General features: G+C 63.0%; 24 protein-coding genes and 1 pseudogene. 14 read left to right on the plus strand and 11 right to left on the minus strand.

Translation table 11 applies throughout. The features are described 5' to 3' along the window. Positions 1-4: 4 nt before the first annotated feature. Entirely contained in the window at positions 5-949 is a 945-nt protein-coding gene (locus tag ABXS05_RS06700) for a mitochondrial fission ELM1 family protein (RefSeq protein WP_311944388.1), read from the minus strand. Positions 950-1160: 211 nt separating this feature from the next. Between ABXS05_RS06700 and ABXS05_RS06705 the strand changes: the two genes are divergently transcribed. Next, on the plus strand, positions 1161-1532 hold the full coding sequence (locus ABXS05_RS06705) for a septal ring lytic transglycosylase RlpA family protein (protein WP_082979910.1): 372 nt from the start codon (positions 1161-1163) through the stop codon (positions 1530-1532). A gap of 97 nt (positions 1533-1629) precedes the next feature. On the opposite strand, the gene ABXS05_RS06710 is transcribed toward ABXS05_RS06705, so the two are convergent. Next, on the minus strand, positions 1630-2088 hold the full coding sequence (locus tag ABXS05_RS06710) for a MarR family winged helix-turn-helix transcriptional regulator (protein WP_367623339.1): 459 nt from the start codon (positions 2086-2088) through the stop codon (positions 1630-1632). Between the two features lie 78 nt (positions 2089-2166). Here ABXS05_RS06710 and ABXS05_RS06715 point away from each other — a divergent pair. The 3 genes and pseudogenes from ABXS05_RS06715 to ABXS05_RS06725 all read left to right on the plus strand — a co-directional run. After that, positions 2167-3729 (plus strand): annotated as a pseudogene (locus ABXS05_RS06715) (FAD-dependent monooxygenase); the annotation flags it as partial. A gap of 50 nt (positions 3730-3779) precedes the next feature. After that, positions 3780-4136, plus strand: coding sequence for a hypothetical protein (locus ABXS05_RS06720; RefSeq protein ID WP_311944391.1), 357 nt, complete (start codon positions 3780-3782; stop codon positions 4134-4136). Between the two features lie 174 nt (positions 4137-4310). Next, the gene (locus tag ABXS05_RS06725; protein WP_367623340.1) at positions 4311-5072 is read left to right on the plus strand and encodes an SDR family oxidoreductase; all 762 of its coding nucleotides are present in this window, start codon (positions 4311-4313) and stop codon (positions 5070-5072) included. Between the two features lie 88 nt (positions 5073-5160). Here the strand turns inward: ABXS05_RS06725 and ABXS05_RS06730 are convergent, their stop codons facing one another. Beyond that, a complete protein-coding gene (locus ABXS05_RS06730; RefSeq protein ID WP_311944393.1) occupies positions 5161-6363 on the minus strand; it encodes a pyridoxal phosphate-dependent aminotransferase in 1203 nt (400 codons plus the stop codon). A 440-nt stretch (positions 6364-6803) separates the two neighbouring features. Here ABXS05_RS06730 and ABXS05_RS06735 point away from each other — a divergent pair, with 440 nt between their 5' ends. From ABXS05_RS06735 to queC, 5 genes are all read left to right on the plus strand, one after another. Continuing rightward, positions 6804-6965: a hypothetical protein gene (locus ABXS05_RS06735; RefSeq protein ID WP_181161133.1), complete on the plus strand. Its 162-nt coding sequence runs from the start codon at positions 6804-6806 to the stop codon at positions 6963-6965. 161 nt (positions 6966-7126) lie between these two features. Continuing rightward, positions 7127-7870 (plus strand): NAD-dependent epimerase/dehydratase family protein, encoded by a 744-nt coding sequence (locus ABXS05_RS06740; RefSeq protein ID WP_367623341.1) that lies wholly within the window; start codon positions 7127-7129, stop codon positions 7868-7870. A 143-nt stretch (positions 7871-8013) separates the two neighbouring features. Continuing rightward, on the plus strand, positions 8014-10071 hold the full coding sequence (locus ABXS05_RS06745) for an elongation factor G (protein WP_367623342.1): 2058 nt from the start codon (positions 8014-8016) through the stop codon (positions 10069-10071). Positions 10072-10148: 77 nt separating this feature from the next. After that, a complete protein-coding gene (gene trhO / locus ABXS05_RS06750; RefSeq protein WP_367623343.1) occupies positions 10149-11084 on the plus strand; it encodes an oxygen-dependent tRNA uridine(34) hydroxylase TrhO in 936 nt (311 codons plus the stop codon). A 132-nt stretch (positions 11085-11216) separates the two neighbouring features. Continuing rightward, positions 11217-11921 (plus strand): 7-cyano-7-deazaguanine synthase QueC, encoded by a 705-nt coding sequence (gene queC / locus ABXS05_RS06755; RefSeq protein WP_367623344.1) that lies wholly within the window; start codon positions 11217-11219, stop codon positions 11919-11921. Between the two features lie 15 nt (positions 11922-11936). Here queC and ABXS05_RS06760 read toward each other — a convergent pair whose 3' ends face one another. Together ABXS05_RS06760 and ABXS05_RS06765 are read right to left on the minus strand one after the other, a co-directional pair. Continuing rightward, positions 11937-12626, minus strand: coding sequence for a lysozyme inhibitor LprI family protein (locus ABXS05_RS06760; protein WP_367623345.1), 690 nt, complete (start codon positions 12624-12626; stop codon positions 11937-11939). Further along, positions 12623-13477: a PA3715 family protein gene (locus ABXS05_RS06765; RefSeq protein ID WP_367623346.1), complete on the minus strand. Its 855-nt coding sequence runs from the start codon at positions 13475-13477 to the stop codon at positions 12623-12625. The genes ABXS05_RS06760 and ABXS05_RS06765 overlap by 4 nt, the downstream gene beginning before the upstream one ends. 174 nt (positions 13478-13651) lie before the next feature. Between ABXS05_RS06765 and ABXS05_RS06770 the strand changes: the two genes are divergently transcribed. Continuing rightward, the gene (locus ABXS05_RS06770) at positions 13652-14362 is read left to right on the plus strand and encodes a GNAT family N-acetyltransferase (protein WP_367623347.1); all 711 of its coding nucleotides are present in this window, start codon (positions 13652-13654) and stop codon (positions 14360-14362) included. 128 nt (positions 14363-14490) lie between these two features. On the opposite strand, the gene ABXS05_RS06775 is transcribed toward ABXS05_RS06770, so the two are convergent. Beyond that, on the minus strand, positions 14491-14865 hold the full coding sequence (locus ABXS05_RS06775; protein WP_311944403.1) for a lysozyme inhibitor LprI family protein: 375 nt from the start codon (positions 14863-14865) through the stop codon (positions 14491-14493). Positions 14866-15020: 155 nt separating this feature from the next. Here ABXS05_RS06775 and uvrB point away from each other — a divergent pair, with 155 nt between their 5' ends. The 3 genes from uvrB to ABXS05_RS06790 all read left to right on the plus strand — a co-directional run bounded on the left by uvrB (position 15021) and on the right by ABXS05_RS06790 (position 19876). Beyond that, positions 15021-17723: an excinuclease ABC subunit UvrB gene (gene uvrB / locus ABXS05_RS06780; RefSeq protein WP_367623348.1), complete on the plus strand. Its 2703-nt coding sequence runs from the start codon at positions 15021-15023 to the stop codon at positions 17721-17723. A 345-nt stretch (positions 17724-18068) separates the two neighbouring features. Then, the gene (locus ABXS05_RS06785; RefSeq protein ID WP_367623349.1) at positions 18069-18962 is read left to right on the plus strand and encodes a retron St85 family effector protein; all 894 of its coding nucleotides are present in this window, start codon (positions 18069-18071) and stop codon (positions 18960-18962) included. Beyond that, positions 18956-19876 (plus strand): retron St85 family RNA-directed DNA polymerase, encoded by a 921-nt coding sequence (locus tag ABXS05_RS06790; protein WP_367623350.1) that lies wholly within the window; start codon positions 18956-18958, stop codon positions 19874-19876. The genes ABXS05_RS06785 and ABXS05_RS06790 overlap by 7 nt, the downstream gene beginning before the upstream one ends. A 74-nt stretch (positions 19877-19950) precedes the next feature. Here ABXS05_RS06790 and ABXS05_RS06795 read toward each other — a convergent pair whose 3' ends face one another. The 3 genes from ABXS05_RS06795 to ABXS05_RS06805 form a co-directional block, all read right to left on the minus strand. Next, positions 19951-20280, minus strand: coding sequence for a group II intron maturase-specific domain-containing protein (locus ABXS05_RS06795; RefSeq protein ID WP_367623351.1), 330 nt, complete (start codon positions 20278-20280; stop codon positions 19951-19953). A gap of 774 nt (positions 20281-21054) precedes the next feature. Next, positions 21055-21429 carry a hypothetical protein gene (locus tag ABXS05_RS06800; protein WP_367623352.1) on the minus strand — a complete coding sequence of 125 codons (375 nt, stop codon included), beginning with the start codon at positions 21427-21429 and terminating at the stop codon, positions 21055-21057. 75 nt (positions 21430-21504) lie between these two features. After that, on the minus strand, positions 21505-22635 hold the full coding sequence (locus ABXS05_RS06805) for a polysaccharide lyase family protein (RefSeq protein ID WP_367623353.1): 1131 nt from the start codon (positions 22633-22635) through the stop codon (positions 21505-21507). 275 nt (positions 22636-22910) lie between these two features. Here ABXS05_RS06805 and ABXS05_RS06810 point away from each other — a divergent pair, with 275 nt between their 5' ends. Continuing rightward, positions 22911-23441, plus strand: coding sequence for a DUF3455 domain-containing protein (locus ABXS05_RS06810; RefSeq protein ID WP_367623354.1), 531 nt, complete (start codon positions 22911-22913; stop codon positions 23439-23441). A 184-nt stretch (positions 23442-23625) separates the two neighbouring features. Here the strand turns inward: ABXS05_RS06810 and ABXS05_RS06815 are convergent, their stop codons facing one another. Both ABXS05_RS06815 and ABXS05_RS06820 read right to left on the minus strand, forming a co-directional pair. Beyond that, positions 23626-24378, minus strand: a complete 753-nt coding sequence (locus tag ABXS05_RS06815) for a hypothetical protein (protein WP_367623355.1) — start codon at positions 24376-24378, stop codon at positions 23626-23628. Positions 24379-24498: 120 nt separating this feature from the next. Then, positions 24499-25023, minus strand: coding sequence for a hypothetical protein (locus tag ABXS05_RS06820; protein WP_367623356.1), 525 nt, complete (start codon positions 25021-25023; stop codon positions 24499-24501). Between the last annotated feature and the right edge of the window lie 18 nt (positions 25024-25041).

Raw genomic sequence — 25041 nt, forward strand, 5'->3', positions numbered from 1 at the left:
CCAATCAGGATGCCGCCCGAAGGCGCGCGAGGATTTCTTGAGCAATCAAAGGGGTTGAATCTAGGGGTTCATAGGGGTGGTTTTCAAGATGCCCGTCGAACTTCACCACAGCCCCGTGCGCAATCAGGGCGTCGACGAGGCGCATGATCTTGGCTGGCACGCCCTTGGGCAGGTAGACATGGACAGTCTTGCCGGTCGCCGCCGCCTCGCTGACCATGTTGGCTGAATCGGCGGTCACCACGAAAGCATCCGCCAGCCCCAGCATCTGCGCATAGGGGTTGGCCCCCTGCCCATCCCAGATCCATGCCGGCCTGCCCTCAAGGGCCCGCGCGATCGCCTGCGCCATCGCGGGCGGCGTGCGGCGCGACGGGGTGACCATCAGCCCTGCGCCGCTATCGGCTAGCCGCGACAATGCCGATACGAAGCCCTCGACATCATCGGGGGTGAAGGCGACGTCCTTGGAGGGACCGCCCGCCAACACGGCGACACGCGGCTGCGGCAAAGCGGTGAGTTCGGCGCGGGCGTCCACGCGCGCCGCCGCCAGCACGGCCGGCGTCTGCCGGTGCGGCGAGGTCAGTGTGGCCAGCACATTGGCCCCGCGCAGACGGTCATGCGCCGGCACCCAGATGAAATCCGCCGCCTTGGTTCCGGTGCGAGGATCCTTGAGAAATACGGTCAGCGTGGCGGGCGAGCGCCGCTTCAGCCAGGACAGGTAGCTCACGGCGCGACGGCCCGAGGCGATCGCCAGGTCGGGCCAGGGTGGCGCCAGCTTGCACAGGTCGGCCGGGTCGGGCGGCCCCCAGGGCATGGCAAGGGCATAGAGGCGCCGCGGCGACACCTTGTGTTCCACGATGTTGCCGCCGGTCTGCTCCAGCACCGCCTCGGCAACGCCGAGGCACTGCAGAGCGTCGCCCGCCTTGCCGTCCGTGAGGGTCCAAATCAGAGCCATGACGGCGGTCTTAACACGTCCTTTCGCCAGCACGCCACCGGGGTTCAAATCAGATGCGTTTTTTGTTTGAAAATCCAGTCCAGATTAGCTCCTCAGAGCGCTGACAAAAGGCCTAAGTCCTTGAGTTCATCGGGGCTTTTTTGTCAATCATATTGAGAACACAATTCACCTTATAACCCGGCGCATCCCCAACTATTGAGAGCTTGACTGAATGACGTCTAAAACGACGAACGCTACATTTTTTGCCGCAGCAATTACTCTACTAACGATGACGGGAACTAGCTATGCTGACTCCGTCGGTGTGGCCTCCTACTACGGCAAGGAATTTAGCGGTCGCCGCACTGCCAATGGCGAACGTTTCAACCCGGGTGGTCTGACTGCCGCGCATCGCTCGCTGCCCTTCGGAACCAAGCTGCAGGTGACGAACCTGCGCAATGGCAAGAAGGTTGTGGTGCGCATCACCGACCGGGGCCCCTTCGCCAAAGGCCGTGTCCTCGATCTCTCCTATGGCGCCGCCCGCGCCGTCGGCATGGTGTCTTCGGGCACCGCCAAGGTGAAGATGGAGCGGCTCGCAGCCCGCTGAGCGAGACAATAAAGAGAAGACGAGCGAATAGGGGCGGCCTCCGGGCTGCCCTTTTTCTTTGCGCCCGCCAGCCTTTGGAGCCGGTGGCGACGCCCTTTCATTCCACGCCTTGGTTCAATTTGGAGAAGATGCGGACCAGTTCCGCCAGATCGACCGGAGCAAGGGCCGCGACTTCGCGCGGCGTGCGATAATATTCTTCCATCAACTCCTTGCGGGTGGCCTCCCCCTTTTCGGTGAGCCGCACCAGCTTCACCCGGCGGTCACCAGGCGCAGGGGAGCGCTCGGCGAGGCCCGCCCGCTCCAGCCGGTCGACCAGCCAGGTGGCCGTCGAGGGATCGGCGCCCCATTGCCGCGCCAGCGTACCAATCGGACGCGCCTCTTCCCGATCCAGCGTGAACAGGACCCTGGAGTCATTGGGCGTGAGGCCGCGGCTTTGCAGGCTCTCCAGACGCTGCGGCGAGGAGCGCATCAGATAATCGAACATCAGCCGCCAGGCCGCAGAAGCGGGGTCGGGGCTGCGATCCGGCGGCGTCATCAGGGCATCCTCGGCAGACACGAAAATTTGCTCGCTAAAAATATTTGACTATTAAAATATTTTAGTCAATCAAAATAATAGCGAACGGAGGCGATAGCCATGGAAACGATCTCGCGAACCAGAACCTCGGTGCTTATCGTCGGGGGCGGTCTCACCGGCCTGACGGCGGCCGCGCTGCTCGCCCATCGGGGCATAGGCTGCCTCGTGGTGGAGCGGCACGCCGGCACCTCGATCCAATACAAATTCACCGGCATCTCGCCACGCAGCATGGAGATCTTCCGCAGCATCGGGCTGGAGGACGAAATCCGCGCCGAGCGGACCGGCGATCAGCAGGGCGGCGGCATTGCACGGGCGAAGAACCTCGCCGATCCCGACATTCAGTGGAGCGATCTCGGCTGGCCGGACGCCTCCCCGTTCAGCCCCACCCAGCCTGCCACCTGCGACCAGCACGTGCTGGAGCCAATCCTGCGCCGCCATGCTGAACGTCATGGCGCCGAGATCCGCTTCGGCCGCCAGCTCGAGGGCATCGAGGAAGACACTACCGGAGCCCGCGCCCGCATCCGCAACCTCGCCAACGGAGAAGAGGAGGTCGTGCTCGCCGACTATGTGATCGCTGCCGACGGTGCCAATGGCGGCATGCGCGAACGGCTCGGCATCGGTCGCAGCGGCCCCGGCTCCCTGCAGCACTGGATCAGCATCATCTTCGACACCAACCTGCCGCCAATCCTGCAGGGCAGACGCTTCACCTCCTGCTTCATCACCGATCTCAACGGCACCGTCACGCCGCGCGCCGGCGGTCGCTGGCTGCTGGCGCTGCAATATTTTCCGCAGAAAGGCGAACGCCCGGCGGACTTCGACGCAGTCCGCTGCCGCGAACTGGCGATCTGTGCGGCAGGCCGCCCCGGCATCAAGGCGGAACCGGTCGACATCAGGGCATGGGAGGTCGCCGCCGCCATCGCCGACCGCTTTCGCGAGGGCCGGGCCTTCCTCATCGGCGACGCCGCCCATCTGATGCCGCCGACCGGCGCCTTCGGTGGCAATACCGGCATTCACGACGCCCACAACCTCGCCTGGAAGCTGGCCATGGTGCTGAAGGGTGAGGCCGATCCGCGTCTGCTCGACAGCTATGACGCCGAGCGCCGCCCCATCGTGCAGGCGACATTGGCCCAGGCCCTCGCCCGGCTGCAAAGCTGGTTCAAGGACCCCACCAAGCGCCTGCCGCCGGCAGTTCCTGTCGTGCCGGATTACGACGTCGTGCTCGGCCAGCGCCTCGAAGCCGGCGCCTTCCCGCCGGCCGGCCTCATGTCGAGCACGCCCTTCGAGTCTCATGCCACGCTGGCGGCGAAGCCCGGCACCCGCGCCCCGCATCTTTGGCTCGAACGCGATGGCCAGCGCCTGTCCAGTCTCGATCTCTTCGGCAAAGGTCTCGTGCTGCTGGCAAGCAAGACCGACTGGCGCCAGGCAGCCGAGGAGGCTCGTCGGCGGCTCGACCTGCCGCTCGCCTGCGAGATCATCGGCGCCGAGGGCGATATCGTCGACGTCGACGACCGCTGGCCGGCTGCCTATCGCCTCGATCCGGATGGAGCCGTGCTGGTACGGCCGGACGGCTTCGTCGCCTGGCGTTCTTCCCCGGATGAAAGCAAACCAGACACCCTGTATGCCGCCCTGCGTCGCCTTGGCATGGGCATGACCGGAAACGCGAACCAAGTATCATGACCGCTCCGATCGCACGCCTGCTCGCCCCCGAAATTACGCTTTTTGCCTGTGCCTCCCTGGTGCATGCGGGACTGCTGCCTTTTGGAGAGCCCCATTCGAGAGCTGCCACTGCGGAAGCGATCATCGCCGTCATCCTGGCGCTGGGCTTCGCCACCGGCCTTGTCCGTCCGTCCCTGGCGCGACATGCCGCCCTTGTCGCACAAGGCCTTGCCCTTCTCGGAACGCTGGTCGGCGCCTTCACGATCGCCATCGGCATCGGACCACAGACAGGTGGCGACACGATATTCCATGTCGTCCTGGTGGCCGTGCTGGTGTTCGGCCTGTGGCTCGCCGCCCGAAGCTGGCAACGCTGAAGGGGCTTTTGCCGTTGGGCAGGATCTTCGGCTTTCGTACGGCGATTGCCCCGAGCGACTAGCACCCGGACAAAGTCGCAACAGGCACGCTTTGCGTCGCTTCCCGCCCCCTGCTCGAGGCGTCGACAAGCGTAGCCTCCTCAAACTATGGCGGGCGAACCAGGGGGCATCACCATGGACAAGCGCGTTCTGATCACGGCGGGAGGCAGCGGCATCGGCCGGGCCATGGCCGAGGCGTTTCACAAGGCGGGTGCGCGTGTGTGGGTCGCAGACGTTGATGCAGGCGCCCTGGCCTCCTGTCCGCCGACCTGGGAGCGTACGCCGCTCGATGTCTGCGACGAAGCCGCAGTCGAAGCCTTGTTCGCCCGGATCTGCGCTTCCTGGGGCGGGCTGGACACCCTGTGTGCCAATGCCGGCATCGCCGGTCCCACGGCTCCGATCGAGACTATCGAGGTCGCGGCTTGGCGGCACTGCCTGGCGGTCAATCTCGAGGGCGCCTTCCTGTTCGCCAAGCATGCAACACCTCACATGAAGACACAGCGCTCGGGCGCCATCATCCTGACTTCGTCGACGGCGGGCATTTACGGCTATCCGAACCGGGCTCCCTACAGCGCCTCGAAATGGGCCATCAATGGCCTGATGAAAACGCTGGCGATGGAACTCGGCCCCTATGGCATCCGGGGGAATTCGATCTGCCCAGGCGCCGTCGAAGGTCCCCGCATGGAAGCCGTCATGGCCAGGGAAGCTGCGGCCAAGGGCACGACGCGCGATGCGATCTATGCCGGCTATGCCGGCGGAACCTCGATGCGTTCCTTCGTCAGCGCCGAGGACATCGCGGCCATGGCCGTGTTCCTGGCATCCGATGCGGCCAGACTCGTATCGGGCCAGATCATCGCGGTCGACGGGCATACGGAAAATCCGGATCCGAAAGCGTAACCGCGCAAGGCCTGAAAATGCCGGTCACACCTCAATAAAAAGCCCGCCCCATCTGGGGCGGGCCGGATGAGATCCCGATCCTATACGATCAGACCAGTGTGTTGCAGAAGCGCTGGATACGGCGGCCGGCCTCTTCCAGGGCCTCGGTGGAGGTCGCATAGGAGATGCGGAAATTCGGGCCGAGACCGAAGGCCGAACCATGCACCACCGCCACGCCCTCGGCCTGCAGCAGTTCCGACACGAAATCCTCGTCCGTCTCGATCACCTTGCCGCTGGGCGCCGTCTTGCCGATCGTGCCGGCGCAGGAGGGATAGACGTAGAAGGCCCCTTCCGGCGTCGGGCATTGGATGCCCTTGGCCTGGTTGAGCATGCCGACGATCAGGTCGCGGCGGCCCTCGAAGATCTTGCGGCGCTCGGGGATGAAGTCCTGCGTGCCATTGAGCGCTTCGACCGCCGCCCATTGCGCGATTGTGCAGGCGCCCGAAGTCTGCTGGCCCTGGATCATGTCCATCGCCTTGATCAGCTTCTCGGGGCCGGCAGCATAGCCGATACGCCAGCCGGTCATCGAATAGGCCTTGGAGACACCGTTGATGGTGAGGGTGCGGTCATAGAGCTTGGGCTCGACCTGGGCAGGCGAGTAATAGACGAAATCGCCATAGACGAGATGCTCATACATGTCGTCGGTCATCACCCAGACATGGGGATGGCGCAGCAGCACGTCGGTGAGTGCCTTCAGCTCGTCACGGCTATAGGCGGCGCCGGACGGGTTGGACGGCGAATTGAAGATGAACCACTTGGTCTTGGGCGTGATCGCCTTCTCCAGCGCCTCGGGCGACAGCTTGAAATTGGTGGCCAGCGTGGTTTCGGCGAAGACCGGCGTGCCGCCGCACAGGGCCACCATCTCCGGATAGGACACCCAGTAGGGCGTGGGGATGACGACCTCGTCGCCGGTGTTGAGCGTCGCCATCAGGCCGTTGAACAGGATCTGCTTGCCGCCAGTGCCGACGATGGTCTGCGAAGGCTTGTAGTCGAGCCCGTTCTCCCGCTTGAACTTGGCGGCAATGGCTTCGCGCAGTTGGGGGATGCCGGAGACCGGCGGATATTTCGTCTCCCCGCGCATGATGGCGTCGACTGCGGCCTTCTTGATGTTGTCGGGCGTGTCCATGTCGGGCTCGCCCGCACCCAGGCCGATGATGTCGCGTCCCGCCGCTTTGAGTTCGCGCGCTTTCTGGCTCACCGCGATGGTCGCGGAAGGCTTGATGCGCGAGAGGGCGTCGGCGAGAAAAGCCATGGCTGGGAACTCCTGTAAGCCGTGGGAAATGCGGGTTGAAGCGGAAGCTAGCGGCGGCCGCGCGGGCGGCCCCCTGCCCGCCCCGCAGGGCGCGCCTCTGCTTAGGCGCCGCCCGGCCTGCATTCAAGCGCAAAGATTACGTCCAATGCACAACTTGCCGGAGAGGTCGCGCGAGTTCATTGCTTGGTGACATCGACACAACAATGCCGCGAAACTTCCTCACCGCCGCCCGAGAACGTGCAAAAGCCCGCCGTGATCGGCAGCGATGCTTTGATCGTAGCCGATGCGCTTCATGGCCCCGCGAGTTCCGGTGGTGTGAGGCGGAGTACCGAGTAACCGAGTTGAGTGCCGCGTGCGTTTTCGCACTTCGTCCCGCCGGGCGAAGGTCTAGACGGAAGGACGTTAGAGGTTTTCCAGTCGAGTGTTTCGAGGAGATCATGATGGCCGTCAATCAAGCAACCGCACGCATGTTCAAGGCCGACACCCGCGCCATGCGCGTTTCGGCGGCCGAGGCGGAACGTCAGCTGACCTTGGCGCTCTGGCTCGTCGGACTTCTCGCGACCGCAACAGTAGTAACAGCGACCATTGGGTTCTTCGCCTAGTCCCCCCGCAAGCGAATTGAACGGGTCGCTTAACGCGCCGGATGGTCCCCCCGCCATCCGGCGCATTTTTTTGGTACAGTCCTTCATACAATTCTTGGCACTTTTCGCTGACCTCATGGCGAGGCTATTTCAGAACCGATCATTCTGAGACGAGGCCAGCCATGTCCCAAACCACTTCACCTCGAACCATCTTTCTGGCCGGTGCGACCGGTGCCATCGGCGCGCCGCTCACGCGCCTGCTTCGTCGGGCCGGCCACCGCGTCGTCGGCACCACGCGTACGCCCGCCAAAGCCGACGCCTTGCGAGAACTGGGGGCCGAGCCGGTCGTGGTCGACGTCTTCGACAGTGACGCGCTGGTCGCCGCGGTAGCGGCCGCCAGGCCTGAAATCGTCATCCATCAGCTCACCGATCTGCCCCCAGCCCTCGACCCGGCCCGCATGGCCGATTTCGTGCCGCGCAATGCCCGCATTCGCCGGGAAGGCACCGCCAATCTGGTGGCGGCCGCTCTCGCGGCCGGAGCCCGGCGGATCATCGCCCAGAGCATTGCCTGGGTCTACGCGCCCGGGCCGCTCCCGCACACCGAGACGGCTCCCCTCAACCACGGCGCCGAGGGCCCCGGCGCCGTCAGCGTGCAGGGGGTGATCGCCCTGGAGGACGCCGTGCTCCAGGCGCCGGCCGAAGGCGTGGTCCTGCGCTACGGCTATCTCTACGGTCCCGGCACTGGCAGCGACAGTCCGCGACGGCCAATGTCGGTGCATGTCGATGCCGCGGCATTGGCGGCGCTGCTCGCAATCGATCGCGGCCGGCCCGGTGCCTACAATGTCGCTGAGGCAAGCGCCGAACTCTCGACCGCCAGGGCTTTGGACGAGCTCGGCTGGCGGGCCGATTTCCGCCTTGCGGCCTGAGCGGAGCATGGTTTGCCGGGCGGCATAGGCTTTGCCGCCCTTGCCAGCGCTTGTCACTTTTCCCTTGCCACGGCCTCCAATCGGCGCGACGGTTCCAATCAGCCGCCCAAAAGAGCGGCGGCCAGAACAGGAGGGACGCGACAATGACGCAGAACACTCCAAACGGCAGACGATCCAGCGGGCCGCGCTGCATCGCCCTGGTCGGCCCGTTCCAAAGCGGCAAGACGACCCTTCTTGAAGCCATCCTCGCACGCATGGGCGCCCTGCAGCGCCAGGGCACCGTGGCGGCCGGCTCCACCATCGGCGATGCCAGCGCCGAGGCGCGTGCCCACACCATGAGCGTGGAGGCCAATATCGCCTCCGTGGATTTCATGGGCGAGACCTATACCTTCATCGACTGTCCCGGCTCGATCGAGTTCCTGGCCGAGATGCGGCCGGTGCTGCCGGCCATCGATGCCGCCGTGGTGGTCTGCGAGGCCGATGAGAAGAAGGTTCCGGCCCTGCAGTTGATCCTGCGAGAACTCGAAGACCAGAAAATTCCGCGCTTCCTCTTCCTCAACAAGATCGACAATTCGCACCAGAGCGTGCGCGAGGCCCTGCCGCTGCTGCAGCCAGCCTCCCGGCTGCCGCTGCTGCTGCGCCAGATCCCGCTCTGGAAGAACGGCGTTGCCGTCGGCTATGTCGACCTCGCGCTCGAACGTGCCTTCATCTACCAGGAACATGCGGCCTCGCAGGTGGTGGAGATCCCGCCGGACGAGCGCGACGAAAGCAAGGATGCCCGCTATTCCATGCTGGAGCGGCTGTCGGACCATGACGATGCCCTGATGGAGCAGCTTCTCGAAGAGGTCGAGCCCCCCCGCGACAGGGTCTTCGACGACCTTGCCCACGAGTTGCGCGATGGCCTGGCCGTGCCGGTTCTGATGGGTTCGGCGGCCAACGGCAACGGCATGCTGCGGCTGATGAAGGCGCTGCGCCATGAGGCGCCCTGCATCCATGAGACCGCCGCACGGCTCGGCATCACGCCGGGATCGGAGCCCTTGGGCTATGTGATGAAGACCTTCCATACCGCCCATGCCGGCAAGCTCTCGTTGACGCGCGTGCTCAGCGGCGCCTTCCAGGAAGGCATGACGGTAACGACCTCTTCCGGCGAGACCGGCCGCATCGCCGGCTGTGCCCGGCTGCTGGGCCAGACCACCCAGAAGACGACGCAGGCGCAGGCCGGCGATACCGTCGCGCTCGGCAAGGTCGATGCCGCCCATACCGGCGACATGCTGGCTGTCGGCAAGGCCGTGCCCCGGCCGGCCGAGATCGAGGCGCCCCAGCCGGTGATGTCGCTCGCCGTCCGGGCCCGCGACCGCAAGGACGACGTCAAGCTCTCGGCCGCCCTGCAGCGCCTCACCGACGAGGACCAGGCGCTTGCCATGGAGCAGAATGCCGAGCTCGGCGACACCGTCCTGCGTGGCCAGGGTGAGATGCATCTGCGCGTGGCCGTGGAGAAGCTCGCCTCGAAATTCGGCGTCGCCGTCGACTCCAGCCAGCCGCAGATCGGCTATCGCGAGACCATCCGCAAGCCGGTGACGGGCGTGCGCGGTCGCCACAAGAAGCAATCGGGCGGCCATGGCCAGTTCGGCGACGTGGTGATCGACGTCATGCCCCTGCCCCGCGGCGAGGGCTTCGCCTTCATCGACAAGATCACCGGCGGCGTGGTGCCGCGCAACTACATTCCCTCCGTCGAGGAGGGCGTGAAGCACTATCTCAAGCGCGGCCCGCTCGGCTTCCCGGTGGTGGATGTCGGCGTATCGCTGACGGACGGCTCCTATCACACGGTGGATTCCTCCGACATGGCTTTCCAGACGGCGGCGCGCATCGGCATGAGCGAGGCGATGCCGCAATGCAATCCCGTGCTGCTGGAGCCGGTGCTGGCGGTGGAGATCTCGGTGCCCTCGGATGCCACGGCGAAGGCCAACGCCATCGTCTCCTCCCGGCGCGGCCAGATCCTCGGCTTCGATGCCCGCGACGGCTGGGAAGGCTGGGACGTGGTGCAGGCGCTGATCCCGGAAGCCGAGATCACCGACCTGATCATCGAGCTGCGTTCGGCGACGGCAGGCGTCGGCACGTTCCGGTCCAAATTCGACCATCTGGCCGAACTCTCGGGGCGGCAGGCCGACACCATCGTGGCGTCCCGGCAGGCGGCGCAATAGACCTCCGGCACCGCCGGCGCCCAGCCGGCGGTGCCGGGAAGGTTTACCCCCGCCTCCATTGGCGCTAAAGAGCGGCGATGCCGACCATCGAAATCGCCGCCTTCTATCATTTCGCCCGCCTGCCGGGGTTCGCCGAGCTGCGCGAGCCGCTGGCCAAGCTTACCTGCTCGCTCGGCATCAAGGGCATCATCCTGCTGGCGCATGAAGGCATCAACGGCACGGTGGCCGGTACGCCCGAGGCGATGGCGATCTTCCATCCGCGCCTGCGCGCGATCACCGGCCTCGATCGCATCGAGCACAAGACCTCCTTCGCCGAGGAGATGCCCTTCCTGCGCATGAAGGTGCGGCTGAAGGAAGAAATCGTCACCATCGGCGACAAGAGCATCGACCCGCTGGAGCGCGTCGGCACCCATGTCGAGCCCAAGGACTGGAACGCCCTGATTTCCGATCCGGATGTGCTGGTCATCGACACGCGCAACGATTTCGAGGTGCGCATCGGCAGCTTCAAGGGTGCACTCGATCCGAAGACCGAGAGCTTCGGCGACTTCCCTGCTTATGTCAGGGACAATCTCGATCCTGCCAGGCACAAGAAGGTGGCGATGTTCTGCACCGGCGGCATACGCTGCGAGAAGGCGACCAGCCTGATGCTGCGCGAGGGCTTCGAGGAGGTCTATCACCTCAAGGGCGGCGTGCTGCGCTATCTGGAAGAGATTCCGCCCACTGAGAGCCTGTGGGAGGGCGCCTGCTTCGTCTTCGACAAGCGCGTTGCGGTCGGCCACGGCCTGAGGCCAGAGGATTTCAGCCTCTGCCATGGCTGCCTGTCGCCTCTCTCGGCAACGGACCGGCAATCGCCCGACTACGAGGAAGGGGTGAGCTGCCCCTATTGCGCCGCAACGCTCACCGAGACACAGAAAGCCTCCTCGCGCGAACGCCATCGCCAGGAGACGCTCGCGCGCCGGCGCGGCCACGCCCATCTCGGCCCGCGCCTCGCCACGGCGGTTGAGGAAGGCTGAATAGCTCCGCCATTCCGCGGGCCTATGCCAACCAGTCTTGCGACCAACGCATTAGCGAAAGATAGACCGTGTCATCCCCGGCGCCACCGCAGTAGCGGGGATGACAATTCAAAGTTCAGGATGGAGAGAACCATGTCTAACAAAGCCCTGGTCCTGTTCTCGGCCGGCCAGGATTCCACCACCTGCCTCGCCTGGGCGCTCGAGCGCTTCGACAGCGTGGAGACTGTCGGCTTCGATTACGGCCAGCGCCACGGCATCGAGCTGGCGATGCGCCCCGTGGTTCTCGCCGCCTTTCGCGAAGCCTTCCCCGCCTGGGCCGCGCGCCTGGGCGAGGACCACCTGGTCGACCTCGGCATACTCGGCCGCATCAGCGAAACTTCCCTGACGCGCGACGTCGAGATCGCCATGCAGGAGAACGGCCTGCCCAACAGCTTCGTGCCCGGGCGCAATCTGCTCTTCCTGACCTTCGCCGCCACCCTCGCCTATCGGCGCGGCGCTCGCCATCTCGTCACCGGTGTGTGCGAGACCGATTTCTCCGGCTATCCGGATTGCCGCGACGACACCATGAAGGCGATGCAGCTGGCGCTCAATCTCGGCATGGAAAGCCGTTTCGTCATCCACACGCCCCTGATGTGGATCGACAAGGCGCAGACCTGGGCGCTGGCTCGGGAACTCGGCGGCGACCGGCTGGTGGACCTCGTCCGCGAACAGACCCACACCTGCTACAATGGCGATCGCAGCCATCGGCACGATTGGGGCTATGGCTGCGGCACCTGCCCGGCCTGCGAACTGCGCTCCAGCGGCTACCGGCGCTTCATGGCCGAGAGCGCTTCCTGACGTGAATGCCCATCCTTATTTGCTGCCTGATGGTACCTGGAAATAGCTGCCGTCCATCGAGCCGTTCTGGCCGCAATATTCGACCCGGTGCTCGCTCGCATCATCAGGAAACACGGTCTCGACCTTGAGGCTGGCGCCCTCGCGGGTGAGCTTGAGGAAGGAGGCGTCGCCTTCCTGCCTGGCCTCGAAGACGCCGCCGGCCTCCCTGCCGCTGGCATTGATCTCGCAGACCCAGCGCCCCATCACCGGTTCGACGGTATCGCCGGAGACGATCAGGCTGCCATCCGGCCTGGCCTCGATGTCGAACCCACCCGTATTGTTGTGCCAACTGCCCACGAAGCCGTCCTCCGGCTTCGTCCTGATCCCCTTCAGGAAACGCGCCCGCTCCATAAGACGCTCCTTCAGCGTGCGAAAGGCACCAACCCCTTCCTTGCTGGCGCCCGCATCGTCGCGGGCGCCCACGAACCAGCGCTGGTCGGCGGCAAGCGCGGCCGCGGCCCGGGGATCCAGGGCCTTGCGCAAGCGGTCATAGGCGATTGCGATCTCGGCATCGGCCTTCGACAGCGTCGCATCGGCGCAGATCGCTTTCTCCACCTCGGTCGAGGCCTTGCGGCAATCGAAGGAGGGCTTGCCGGCGGCCTGGGCGATCATGGGCGCGAAGACGGCTGGCAGGAGGCAGGCGACGGCCAGACCACGCCCGATCATGGCTTTGCCCCGATCTCGATGGTGGAGAACAGGTCCGTCTCGATATCGCCCTTCTCGCCGTGCGGCTTCACACCGGCGGCCGGACGATAATGGCCGTTGTCGTAGATCAGCTCGAATTTCGCCGGCTTGCCGGGCCGCTTGTCGAAGCGGCACTCGCCGCCGACCTTCTTCGAGGTTCCGTGCGTGATGGCCTGCTCGACTGTGAGGTCGCGATAGCCCAGCTCGACCTTGGGGCCGAGCTTGACGGTCCGCGTCACCGAGGTCGACTCGCCCTCGCAATCGCCATTGTTCTCGCCATTGCTGCGCTCGACGATCAGCCCGTCCAGCACGCGCTCGATGCGTCCCTTGTCGAAGGTGTACATCCAGAGCGCTTGTTCGTCATAGGGATTGACGCGCGAACTGCCGGATTGCGAGGTGCGCAGGCCGAAGGCGCGCAGCCCGTCGCCGACGTCGTAACGGGCGGTATCGAGGCTCATCGAGCCGAACTGGATGGCGTCCGAGAACGCCATGCCCTTCTCGAGGCGTCGCGCGACGGGATTGCCGGTGGCGACATCGGCGATGATGATCTCGACATCGCCCTTGTTCTCGCCCTCGACCGGCGGCTTGGCCTCGATCAGCGGCACGGCCGCCAGCATCAGCTCGGGGCGGTAGGGCCAGGCCTTGCAGACCACGTCGTCCGGGTTGATCGCACGATCATAGCCGCCGCCCTTGACCAGCAAGCCGTTGTCGCCTTGCTGCGCGCCGGGATAGGCCTGCTTGAGCAGGGCGTCGGTGATGTCGCAATCGGCCAGGGCCTGGCCGGGCAGCATCAGGGCCAGGGCAGCGGCACCGAGGGCAAGCTGAAGCTTCATGTCGCGGTGATTCCATTCCGGAGGGACGATCCGAGATCTAGCATGAGCCGGAGCCAGGACAATCTAGGGCTGTGGCGATCTCTTGCATCGTTTGCCCGGGGCCTCAGTTTCGGCGGATACAGGACGCTCGCCCCCGCGATTGCCTGTGCGGCGCGGCATCGATAGGCTCGGGCCATGCCTCTCGACACAGATTCTCAGCAGGCCTTGCTGAGCCGCCGTCTCGACACGCTCTATGCCACCGACGCCCGCGGGCGCCTGCTGCACAGCAATGAGTGGGATTCCCGCCCGGCACCCCGCTTCCATCTGATGCGCACGCCGGCCGGGCCATTGTTTCGCTGCCGCGCCGACATGCCGGATACCCTGGTCGCCCGCCTCGGCGAGCTCTGCCGCGACGAGGCGCTGGGCGAGGTGCCGAGGGAGCGCCCGGCCCGGGAGGAAGCCTATCTCGATTTGCTCGGCCACCAGGCGCCGGTGACGCAGATCTGGGCCGGGCCGGTCTACCGGGCGGATGCCGTCCCGCCACCGCCACGGCCGCCCATCGCCATCCATGAGGGCAATGCCGACCTGCTGCAGCCGCTCTTTCCCGACTGGCTGCCGGACGTGCCGCACAGGCGGCCCTTCCTGGCCGTGGTCGAGGACGATCGCGCCGTGGCGATCTGCGCCAGCGTGCGCATTTCCGACGCGGTGCATTGCGCCGGCGTCGAAACCCATGCCGATTACCGCCGCCGGGACCATGCCGCCGCGGTCGTCGCTGGCTGGGCACAGGCCGTGCGAGCACTCAAGGCCGTGCCCTTCTACAGCACGTCCTGGGACAACCTGGCCTCCCGCGCCGTCGCCGCCCGCCTCGGCCTGCCTTTGGTCGCTACGGACTTCCACGTCCGTTGAGGCGGGGAGAAATCCGGCCACAAATGGCGACAGGTGATCCGGACTAGATGCTCTGTCATCCCCGGCCGAGCGCCTCGCGAGCGTAGCGAGAGAGGCCGAGGGTATCGCCGGGGACGACAGCGTTTTTCTTACTGCCCCTCGCCCAGGGCCGAGGCCCAGTCCTTCTTGACCTGGGCGATGCGCGCCACATAGGCGCGCTCGATGCAGGGGGCGTCGGTGCAGATATCGCGCACCGTCTCGCGCCAGCGGGTCTGATCCTTGCCGAAGGGATCGCTGACCGCGCCGGTCTCGCCGTCGACCCCGCGCGTCTCGCCCTCGATGGCCTGGTAGAGCCGGTTCATCTCGTCATCGAGATGGGACAGTTTTGGATGGGCGCAGATCAGCTTCTCGACGGCCGTATGCGCCTTGCGGCAGTCGAAGCCGGCGGCCTGGGCCGGGCCTTGCAAAGCAAGGGTTGCGACCGCCAAGGCCGCTGCCATGATAAAACTTGCAGGACGGATCATCCGAAACTCCGAAGGCAATGATCCCCCGTCGCTAGCACAGGGACACCGGCCTTGTCGTGCCGCGGGGAACTTCGCCACCCTGCTGACAGGACGTTGTCAGCAAGTTTCCGACGACAGCCCTTCCCCCCGCGCGTGACTCACCCCATTATCAGGGCATGTCCGATACACCCAAAGCCCCCTCCTCGAGCAAGACCCCTGCTCCGAAGAAACTCCGCACGCCGAAATCCAAGGCATCGCGGCCGGCCCTGCCCTCGCTCGACGAGCATCTGAAGGCCCTGCTCAATCCCGGCCTGCTCAAGGAAGCCAAAAGCAGCCTGCGCGACGACGAGAAGCCAGGCTTCGGCGAGGGGCCGCAGAGCGGCTTCGACACCGGCGCCGTCACCGGCCTCGATCCGGAGCTGGCCGCCAAATTGGGCGTGCCCTCGGCCGGCGGGGGCGCCGAGATGGAAGGCCGGGCGGTCAAGCGCAAGGCGCCCGACAAGAAGGCACGCGCCAAGGATGGCGGCGAGGCCGATCCTGACGGGCTCGACAAGCTCGGCGGTTCGGCCGGCACCATCAAGGCCCTCTCGGAGCTGCTGGAGAGCGGCGACCCGCGCATGGTCGGCAAGCCGGTGTGGACGCCGCACCGCCCCTCGCGCCCCGACAAGAGCGAGGGCGGCATCCGCCTGGAACTGGTCTCGGAATATCAGCCGGCCGGCGACCAGCCCACCGCCATCGCCGACCTGGTCGAGGGCCTGCAGAGCCATGAGCGCGACCAGGTGCTGCTCGGGGTCACCGGCTCGGGCAAGACCTTCACCATGGCGCAGGTGATCTCCCGCACCCAGCGCCCCGCTTTGATCCTGGCACCCAACAAGACGCTGGCGGCCCAGCTCTATGGCGAGTTCAAGTCGTTCTTCCCCAACAATGCGGTGGAATACTTCGTCTCCTATTACGACTACTACCAGCCCGAGGCCTATGTGCCGCGCACGGACACCTATATCGAGAAGGAGTCCTCGATCAACGAGCAGATCGACCGCATGCGCCACTCGGCCACGCGCGCGCTGCTGGAGCGCGACGACGTCATCATCGTCGCCTCGGTCTCCTGCATCTACGGCATCGGCTCGGTGGAAACCTACACCGCCATGACCTTCGGCATGAGCGTGGGCGAGCGCGTCGAGCAGAAGCAGCTGATCGCCGACCTCGTCGCCCTGCAATACAAGCGCATCAATGCCGATTTCGCACGCGGCACCTTCCGGGTGCGCGGTGACACCATCGAGCTGTTCCCTGCCCACTATGAGGACCGCGCCTGGCGCATCAACCTGTTCGGCGACGAGATCGAGAGCATCGCCGAGTTCGATCCGCTCACCGGCCAGAAGATCCAGGACCTGCAATTCGTCAAGGTCTACGCCAATTCGCATTACGTGACGCCGCGCCCCACGCTGAACCAGGCGATCAAGGGCATCAAGGACGAGCTGAAGGTCCGGCTGCAGCAGCTCTATACCGGCGGCCGCCTGCTGGAGGCCCAACGCCTCGATCAGCGCACCACCTTCGACCTGGAGATGATGGAGGCCACCGGCTCCTGCGCCGGCATCGAGAACTATTCGCGCTGGCTCACCGGCCGCCTGCCCGGCGAGCCGCCGCCGACCTTGTTCGAATATCTGCCCGACAACGCCCTCGTCTTCACCGATGAGAGCCACGTCACCGTGCCGCAGATCGGCGCCATGTACAAAGGCGACTTCCGGCGCAAGGCGACTTTGGCCGAATATGGCTTCCGCCTGCCCTCCTGCCTCGACAACCGTCCGCTGCGCTTCGAGGAATGGGACGCCATGCGCCCACAGACTGTGCATGTCTCGGCCACCCCCGGCAAATGGGAGCTGGAGCACACCGGCGGCGTCTTCGCCGAGCAGGTGATCCGCCCAACCGGACTGATCGATCCAGTATGCGAGATCCGTCCCGCCCGCACCCAGGTCGACGATCTCCTCGGCGAGGTGCAGGAGGTCGCGCGAAAAGGCTATCGCAGCCTCGTCACCGTGCTGACCAAGCGCATGGCCGAGGACCTCACCGAATATATGCACGACCACGGCGTGCGCGTGCGCTACATGCATTCGGACATCGACACCATCGAGCGCATCGAGATCATCCGCGACCTGCGCCTCGGCGCCTTCGACGTGCTTGTTGGTATCAACCTGCTGCGCGAGGGCCTCGATATTCCCGAATGCGCCCTGGTCGCCATCCTGGACGCCGACAAGGAGGGCTTCCTGCGCTCCGAGACCTCGCTGGTGCAGACCATCGGCCGCGCCGCCCGCAATGTCGACGGCCGCGTCCTGCTCTATGCCGACAACATGACCGGCTCGCTGGAGCGCGCCATCGCCGAGACCAACCGCCGGCGCGAGAAGCAGATGGCCTGGAATCAGGCCAACGGCATCACGCCGGAGAGCGTCAAGCGCTCGATCGCCGACATCACCAATTCGGTCTATGAGCGCGACCGCGTCACCGTCGACAAGGGCCTGGCCGACAATGTCGCCACCGTCGGCCACAATTTCGAGGCCGTCACCGCCGACCTCGAAAAGCGCATGCGCGACGCCGCCGCCGACCTGCGCTTCGAGGAAGCCGCGCGGCTGCGCGACGAACTCAAGCGCCTGCGCGAGACGGAAATGGCCGTGGCCGACGACGGCTCGGCCCGGCAAATCAACGTGCGCCAGAAGGCCGGCGCCTACAAAGGCCCGAAGGCCTATGGCGATGCGGCGAACCTGCCGAAGACGCGCGCGGCCAAGCCGGGACTGGACAGCATGGGGCCAGGCACGGACCGCGAGGTGCCGCTCGGGGCAGAGGCGCGGAAGAAAGGTGGCGGCAAGCCTGGGCGGGGGTGGAAGCGGTAGCACACACGATACGTGTCAAGCCAATTGATTATGCTTCGACAATTCCCTGCGGGTCACCCCTCCTTCTAATTTTTATCCTTTAGGCTGCCCCTTTTTCTGTCGACGACCTTACTCCGGTAGTTGGCAAAATATTTTGTTGTGCTAAGTATCTGCTACCCCTTAGTTGGGTGTGCGATCTATATGCGCACTCTATGCCGGGTGTTTAGCCAGGCTGAACTATATTGTGTAACATTGTGCGCCGACTTCGGGCTTCCGAGTCGGCACCGGCCTTCGACTCGGCACCAACTCGGAAACCCGAAGTCGGCCGCTTAATGTAAGGGGTTTCGCGCCTTGGATCACCCGTTGTTGAGTGAAGCTCAAAAGAGCCTCCGGCGACGGGTGATCCAGTTTTTTCACGACGCTTATAAAGTTCACCGCGATAGCAACATAGTCTTTGTATGTGGTGGAAATTCAGCGACAGACATGCGTGTCCGGTTTCGGGCTTATGCCGAGATAGCCATTCCAGAATACGATATTTTTCAGCCTGAGTTTGCAATGGAGAATTTGTTTTCGAATAATTTTCCTGAGCCTTTCGATATTGCAGATTTTGAGTCTTTAGTAGGAAGCCTAAGTCGGGGAATAGTTATATTTCCTGAGGCAGCAGGATCATATGCGGAAACAGGATATTTCTCGGCAAAGGAGGAACTTTGCAAAAAAATACTTTTAGTCCTAGATTCAAGCAGACAAAAAGACGACAGCTTTATCTCGCTCGGACCAGCAAAGAAGATTGGACAACACTCTATATTCCACCCTGTAATTCAGATTGATTATAAAACTCCGAATTTTGAAGTAATAACGGAACGCTTAAAACGAATAAAATTAAAAAATACACTAAAAATGCTTAAATGGAACGAGTTATCTGATTTAAGCGACTTCGAGTGGCTTTGCCTGACGCATGAAATTGTGAATTTTCTTACAATAGCCACTATTGATGACATTAAATTTATATTTAACGCGATGTCTGGCGCGCACTTGTCTCTAAGTAAACTCCATCAGGTGGCATCAATATTAGTCGGATCGAAACATTTGCTTGAATATGGAGATTTTGGACACCTCAGAGTTAATCCAAGCAAACAGCCCCTACTGGAGTTGTCTGATGGGAAAGTTTCGGAGCGTCACGAGCTACGCCTTGAGTTAGCAAATCTTTATCAGGATGAAGGCTGGGAATTTAAGGCGCTCGTGGACGGTTTACCATGTTGATTGAAGCGCTACATCGACAATCTGGCATGCCCGTAGAGAACCTGCGTTGGCTATCGCTTACGGCGTCATATCGCTACAAGTCCTATGAAATCCCCAAGGCTAACGGCGGACTTAGAACTATTCATCATCCGAGCCGCGCGCTAAAAGGGATACAGCGCTGGATTAGCAGATTCCTCTTCCGGCGCCTCCCCGTACATTCGGCAGCGGCAGCCTATGTTCGAGGCGTTGGAATACGTGAGAATGCCGCGGCCCACGCAGGGAGCAATTTTACACTCCGCTTGGATTTCAAAGATTTTTTTCCATCCTTTTCTCGGGAAAATATCGAGCTATTTCTAAAAATCAGATCAGATGAATTTGATCTAGGTTTAAGTTTGGATGATATCCTATTTACGTCCCATATAGTTAGCCGATATGACAAGCTTACCATCGGAGCACCGTCCTCGCCTCCGCTCACCAATGTAATGATGTTTGATTTTGACGAACAGATGGCCGAATTAGCGCGCACCAAAGGATTAATATACACGAGGTATGCAGATGACCTTTTCCTGTCATCTAATCGATCGAACAATCTAAACGACCTTCCGCTACTGGTATCCGAGATATCGAATGCCTATCCTTATGCAAAATTGAAATTAAACAACGAAAAGACCGCCTTTCTCTCGAAGAAATACAAGCGCTCGGTCACTGGGTTAATTCTAACAACAGATGGCAAAATCTCAATAGGAAGAAGCAAGAAACGGGAGATAAAGTCTCTTGTTTTTGATTACACCAAGAGAGAAATAAATGATATAGAACTGGAAAGACTAAGAGGATACGTATCTTACATTAAGGATGTTGATCCAGACTTTTTCTTCGCATTGACGAAGAAGTACGGGAGTAGCGTTATACGGGATTTGACTCATAAGCAGCCGTAATTTAATGCTGCATATTCTGATAAAGACGAAATTGTAGATCTGCCTTGCTAAACTGCTGTCTTCTTATACTTTCTTTAAATGGCAGAGTCGAGAAAGGGCGCAGTAGCTTGGGCCTGTTGGCAACGCACGGATTTCCCGCATCCGGCTTTCCAAGTGGCTTCATTGCCAGGCCCACGACGTGGCGCAGGGTGCACGCGTTGCAGTTGCCGCACACCGAGTTCCGCGAAGATGGTATTCCGCGAGAACACCAGCGTACCGCTGTTTTGCACCTTGTGCCGCTTGGCGAGGAAGTGCCTGACGCGGTCGACGACGTGATGATCGACTTCCTGATAGGCCGACGACAGCGAGCCATAGCCGAAGTAGGCGGACCAGCCGGCCAATAGGCCGTTCAGCCGATCGCGCACCACGGGCTGCACAATCAGGCCCGTCCAGTCACCTTCTCGATATGCCGACGGGTTTCGCTCGCCTCGTGGCGCAGCCACACCACGAACCTCTGCAACTGCATTACGGCTAGGCATTACGGGGACAGTTTACTAATTTCGTCATCTCATCGGTACACACAATTTGATCAACGTCGGTAGCGCTCCGTGATTCTACCGGTGAGGGCGATGTTATGACTACGGTTTCCTGTTTAGTATTATTGCAGCATTCGTTAGCGATCTGATGGGTGTAATTTCCTGTCTTGAGTATCGATCCGCGCTGCCGTCACCCCAATGGAGTTCTTTCGCCACTTTCTCGCTAGCCATTTTTACTAGCGCCTCTTCCTTGGCACAAAATGCATCAAAATAACGATTCAATGTGTCTGCATCGGCGCGACTCTCTCGATATTTCTTTTCATAAGCAACGCTGCATTTTACAAGTGCCTGCCTCGGCTCCGTCATATAGGTCACAATGGTGTGCCTACCACCTCGCTGGGCAGCGCAGCTAACGAGCAGCAACGCTATGAAAACGGAAATGACTGCTCTCACGGCATGAGTCTCTCTTCTAGAATTACGAACTGCAATGGAGCGCAGTTCATCAGGGGAACCATCGCAGCAATTTGCCGTTCCTCGTGTTTCTCCAGCACAAGCGCTTGTCTCAAAGAAGCACTTAAATTCCGGCCGCGATAGACCCTTCATGGCGACATTAGATGCACCGTTTGCGCAGTTAGATCACGATGGCAGTGCACTCAACTGCCATCACGGAATCTGGCCCTTATGGCCCATAAGCCAACGATGGCCCTCCGGCTCCTTGGCGATGGCGCATAAAACAGCTCTGTTGCCGCCAGCAACGCCGCCGCATTGACGCCAGGCCTCGGTGTACTTGGCGATCTGAGTAGCGCATCTGTCCACTTGGTCGGGCGCAGCGTTCTTGAGGCAATCATCCCTGGAATCGATGGCATCCCGCTGCATGTTCATGCAGCGTCTTTGTGCCGGCGTGAACGGTACCCATGGCGTTGCGCCACACGCCTGAAAGGCATGTTTCGCTTGTGCCTCCGTCACCTGGTTCGGACCTTGCCCAGCGCAGCCCGCCAGCCCCAACACTCCGAAAATCACTGGAATCATCAGACGCATTCTGTTCCCCCTCTATCGCTCCCCATTCAGGAGCGCCGTCCGTACCATTACTCCACTGCACTCGTCATTCACCCATCACGGCATCTCCAGAGGATGCATGTGCTCGAGCCGCAGCCCGGCCAGATCCGAGGCCTGGGAGAATTCGTCGAGGTCGATGCTGAGCGTCCCCGGCTGCCTGAGGCGATAGAGACCGAGCTTGGCATATTGCGTCCCGGGATCGGCCTGGGGATCGATGGGCGGCCGGGTGCCGAAATCGCCGCTGACACGCACGATCTTCCGGCCGTCGGCCCAGACTTCGAGCAGGGCGCCGACAGGCCTGCCGGACGGGTCATAATGCGAACCCCTGATATGATAGGCCATGTCGACCCAGGCATCCCTCGGCGTCGGCAGCGGCCGGTTCGACACCGGCTCGATACGGACCAGGCGACAGCCGAGATAATTCGCCGGGGCGGACAGGAAGGCGAGTCCCTGCAGGTAATCGGCGGCACGGTTCTCCCCGCTGCGCCGGTCTTCCAGCTCCCTGCCCGGCAACGGCGCCGGCAAGGCGGCGTTGGCCGGCAACACGCCGGTCAGAACCTCCGCCTGCCGCTGCTGCCCGATTTTGCCCCGCATCAGTGCGACCGCCTGCTCGCGCACCCGATCGTCGGACGCGTCCAAGGAAGCGAGAAGTCCCTGGGCCTGGAGCACCTCGGCCACATTGTTGCGATCCGTCGCGACCAGGCAGCGCCCGTTGGCCGTCTCCACGGTAATATGAAAAATGCCGTCATCGTAGCGCTGCGCCACGAACGGGCTGTCGTTACCCGGCCCGTTCCATTGGCCGATGACCGTGCGGTGGCTGCCGGTGTCGGCGACCTGCCCCCGGATGCGGAAGCTGAAGGCATACCAGCTGTGGGCGCCGTAAGGCAGCGCTGCGCTCTTGGCGACCTGCAATTCGGCGCGCTGGCAGCCGCCCGCCGGCATTTCCTCCAGCGGGCAATCATTGCCGCCATCGGCGTCCGTCGTGACGATCGAGATGGCGCCTGCGGTTCCGCCACTGCCGGGGAAGAGCGGTTGCACCTGCCTGGACGGATAGCCGCCGACGAACTTGCCGAAGCTCCACGACGCCCGGTCGGCGCTGCCGCTGTCGAAACCGTCATGGAGATCGCGGGCCCGGCAGCCTCCGGCCAGACTCGACGAGATCAGCAAGCCGGCAACCAACCACCGCATGCGGTGCCTCCCAATTCCGCGAACATCAGGCAAAGCCAAGGCGGTGTCAAAACAAGGGGCCGGAATTACGATGGCGGTTTACTGATTTTGTTGCCTCCTACACTCTATCGTTCTTGCTGGTCATGGTGAAATTGGGCGTTACGACGACAGTGCGCTCAACTCCGGCCCTGTCGGCGTGGACTGCCTCGCACGGCATATTGCCGGGCCCATGATACCCGTGCCATGTTACCCCGGCCGCGACAGACACCAGCCCGGGATCGGGCCAGGAGATCGGAATGCCCACGCAAACAACCTATGCATTCGTCGCCGCGGCGATGGTGCTTGCCGGAGCAACGCAGGCTGCAAAAGCGGCGGAGGCCGTGCCGGCCGCACTGCAGCCGCCCGCCGGCTACACGCTCGCCTTCACCGCCAAGGCCAGGGGCCTGCAGGTCTACACCAGCACGGCGGAAGCCGGCGCGGCGCCCAAATGGGTGCTCGAGGCCCCCGTGGCCGAGCTGGCGGCGAAACCAGGCGCCGTCCATCATTATGCTGGCCCCTCCTGGGAGGCCGCCGATGGCAGCAAGATCGTCCGCGACAAAGATACGGCCGTGGTGACGGTACCGGCAAAAAAAGCCAGCGCCGACATCCCCTGGCTGCTCGTCAAGGTCACCGCCGATCCGGCCGCCGGCGTGCTGGACAAAATCGGCTATGTGCAGCGCATCGCCACCCATGGCGGCGTCGCCCCGGCCACGCCGCCCGTGCGAACCGGGACGAAAGTCGGTGTGCCCTACACCGCGACCTATGCGTTCTTCGCCAAGGCCAACTGACAGCGGACGTATAAGGATCGCTCCTCCCCGGGATCGCAGGCGTCCTCGCCTGCTCTTGGAAACGCCTCGGCAGGCGGTCGGAAAGAGCAGGCGAGGACGCCTGCGATCCCAGGAAACGCCCGCCGCCCAAGCTGGCTCCTTGCTGTCCGGGATGCCCTTTACCTCGACCCGCCGTCGCTCCGGCTCAGCTCTTGCATTGGCGGTCCTGCGCCGCGACGCTCTGCCTGTACTGGGTGATCAGGCGATGGAACACCTTCGGAGGATCCTCGTCCAAGGCCCATAGGGTAGGATCCGGCTGCGCCAGCACGGCGGTGTGAAGGGCCGCATCCCGCTGGTAATCCAGCAGAAATTCCAGCTTGTCGCTTACCCGCATCGCATTGGGTCCGAAACCGCAACTCTCATAGAGGCTGTTTGCTGCCAGTATGGCGGTCGTATCGAGCAGATCCGTTCGCTGCATCAAGGGAACAGCGCGCCCGCCGCGCATGAACAAGGCGTCCAGATACATGAAAGCCTCCGGGGAAAGCGAAGGTTTCGTCTTCAAGGCGTACAGATACAAAGCCGCCAGATCGGTGCGCCGCAGCGGCAGGTCCCACTTGTCCCTCCCCTGCACCTCCTGAACGTCACAGAGGACGCCGTCTCCCCATGTCCGGCAATCCGTTCCGGCCGTGTAACCCTTTGATTGCAGCCATCCCAGAATCTGGGGATGCACGACGTTCAGATCGGAAATACTCAGAGCGATCGTTCTTCGGTCGACTTCCGTGTCGAACAGCTGCTTTGCCTGCTTCTCCCGATCATCCGTCCAGATCTTGTATCCGGAGACACCTGACGACGCGAGAATGATGAAGATGAGGCCGTATTTGACCCAGCGAGGCGGCTTGTCCCAGATCGCTCCGGCGAGGCCACTGGCAAGGGTGAGCAGCAACAGGGCATATTCCATTCCCACCTCCATGTCTTCATTGCCTGGAATTCCACTCGATGGGGCAGTTGAAACGACGGTGACGGCTTGCCTGAATTCTCGGCTTCACGGGATGGAGTGCGGCTTACCTCGCCTCTCCATCTACTTCGGAATGATCAGCGCTCGCATGACCGTCTCGAAATCAGGGCGGGTCTGGTCGAACCGCGCTACCGACGTATAGCAGCGAAGGGTGGCTCGTCCCCTGGCGGTTTCGAACAGCGCCCACATGAAACGCGGATCATCGGGAGCGGAGCGATGTATCCAGCCAAAGGTAAAGGTGATACCGGCCGCGTCCCCCTGCTGAATGTCGCGCACCTCGCCCATACGGTAGCCGGACTGAAGAGCTGTATGCGCCGCCTCGATTAGACTGGCATGGATCGGCCGGCCGCCCCCGGCAGCACCCGATTGAGCAGGCGGCCGGCGTATGAACGTCGCCAGGCAGCCGCCGAACCCTTCTGTCCTGCCCGTGATCGAGAAGCCGGCACCATCGGGCTGCGGATAGGGTTTGACCCTGAACGCTTCAGGCAGCGGGGCAAGGCCGAAGCCAGTGCTCTTGTCCTTACGGGCGCCGGCGGCGGCTGATGACGCCAGGAGCACGGACATCGCCAAGGCCAATAGCCATCGCATGGGCAGCGCCTCTGTAAG

The organism is Labrys neptuniae, from assembly GCF_040797145.1.
In the GTDB taxonomy this organism is placed as follows: domain Bacteria; phylum Pseudomonadota; class Alphaproteobacteria; order Rhizobiales; family Labraceae; genus Labrys; species Labrys neptuniae.

Excerpts from the sequence above, each read along its gene's own strand:
- ABXS05_RS06760 (WP_367623345.1), bottom strand. The coding sequence starts at position 12,626 with ATGATCGGGCGTGGTCTGGCCGTCGCCTGCCTCCTGCCAGCCGTCTTC.
- ABXS05_RS06815 (WP_367623355.1), bottom strand. The coding sequence starts at position 24,378 with ATGGAATATGCCCTGTTGCTGCTCACCCTTGCCAGTGGCCTCGCCGGA.
- ABXS05_RS06735 (WP_181161133.1), top strand. The coding sequence starts at position 6,804 with ATGGCCGTCAATCAAGCAACCGCACGCATGTTCAAGGCCGACACCCGC.
- ABXS05_RS06810 (WP_367623354.1), top strand. The coding sequence starts at position 22,911 with ATGCCCACGCAAACAACCTATGCATTCGTCGCCGCGGCGATGGTGCTT.
- ABXS05_RS06730 (WP_311944393.1), bottom strand. The coding sequence starts at position 6,363 with ATGGCTTTTCTCGCCGACGCCCTCTCGCGCATCAAGCCTTCCGCGACC.
- ABXS05_RS06705 (WP_082979910.1), top strand. The coding sequence starts at position 1,161 with ATGACGTCTAAAACGACGAACGCTACATTTTTTGCCGCAGCAATTACT.
- ABXS05_RS06800 (WP_367623352.1), bottom strand. The coding sequence starts at position 21,429 with ATGCGTCTGATGATTCCAGTGATTTTCGGAGTGTTGGGGCTGGCGGGC.
- ABXS05_RS06720 (WP_311944391.1), top strand. The coding sequence starts at position 3,780 with ATGACCGCTCCGATCGCACGCCTGCTCGCCCCCGAAATTACGCTTTTT.
- uvrB (WP_367623348.1), top strand. The coding sequence starts at position 15,021 with ATGTCCGATACACCCAAAGCCCCCTCCTCGAGCAAGACCCCTGCTCCG.
- trhO (WP_367623343.1), top strand. The coding sequence starts at position 10,149 with ATGCCGACCATCGAAATCGCCGCCTTCTATCATTTCGCCCGCCTGCCG.
- ABXS05_RS06700 (WP_311944388.1), bottom strand. The coding sequence starts at position 949 with ATGGCTCTGATTTGGACCCTCACGGACGGCAAGGCGGGCGACGCTCTG.
- ABXS05_RS06820 (WP_367623356.1), bottom strand. The coding sequence starts at position 25,023 with ATGCGATGGCTATTGGCCTTGGCGATGTCCGTGCTCCTGGCGTCATCA.
- ABXS05_RS06790 (WP_367623350.1), top strand. The coding sequence starts at position 18,956 with ATGTTGATTGAAGCGCTACATCGACAATCTGGCATGCCCGTAGAGAAC.
- ABXS05_RS06770 (WP_367623347.1), top strand. The coding sequence starts at position 13,652 with ATGCCTCTCGACACAGATTCTCAGCAGGCCTTGCTGAGCCGCCGTCTC.
- ABXS05_RS06745 (WP_367623342.1), top strand. The coding sequence starts at position 8,014 with ATGACGCAGAACACTCCAAACGGCAGACGATCCAGCGGGCCGCGCTGC.
- ABXS05_RS06740 (WP_367623341.1), top strand. The coding sequence starts at position 7,127 with ATGTCCCAAACCACTTCACCTCGAACCATCTTTCTGGCCGGTGCGACC.
- ABXS05_RS06765 (WP_367623346.1), bottom strand. The coding sequence starts at position 13,477 with ATGAAGCTTCAGCTTGCCCTCGGTGCCGCTGCCCTGGCCCTGATGCTG.
- ABXS05_RS06725 (WP_367623340.1), top strand. The coding sequence starts at position 4,311 with ATGGACAAGCGCGTTCTGATCACGGCGGGAGGCAGCGGCATCGGCCGG.
- ABXS05_RS06775 (WP_311944403.1), bottom strand. The coding sequence starts at position 14,865 with ATGATCCGTCCTGCAAGTTTTATCATGGCAGCGGCCTTGGCGGTCGCA.
- queC (WP_367623344.1), top strand. The coding sequence starts at position 11,217 with ATGTCTAACAAAGCCCTGGTCCTGTTCTCGGCCGGCCAGGATTCCACC.
- ABXS05_RS06805 (WP_367623353.1), bottom strand. The coding sequence starts at position 22,635 with ATGCGGTGGTTGGTTGCCGGCTTGCTGATCTCGTCGAGTCTGGCCGGA.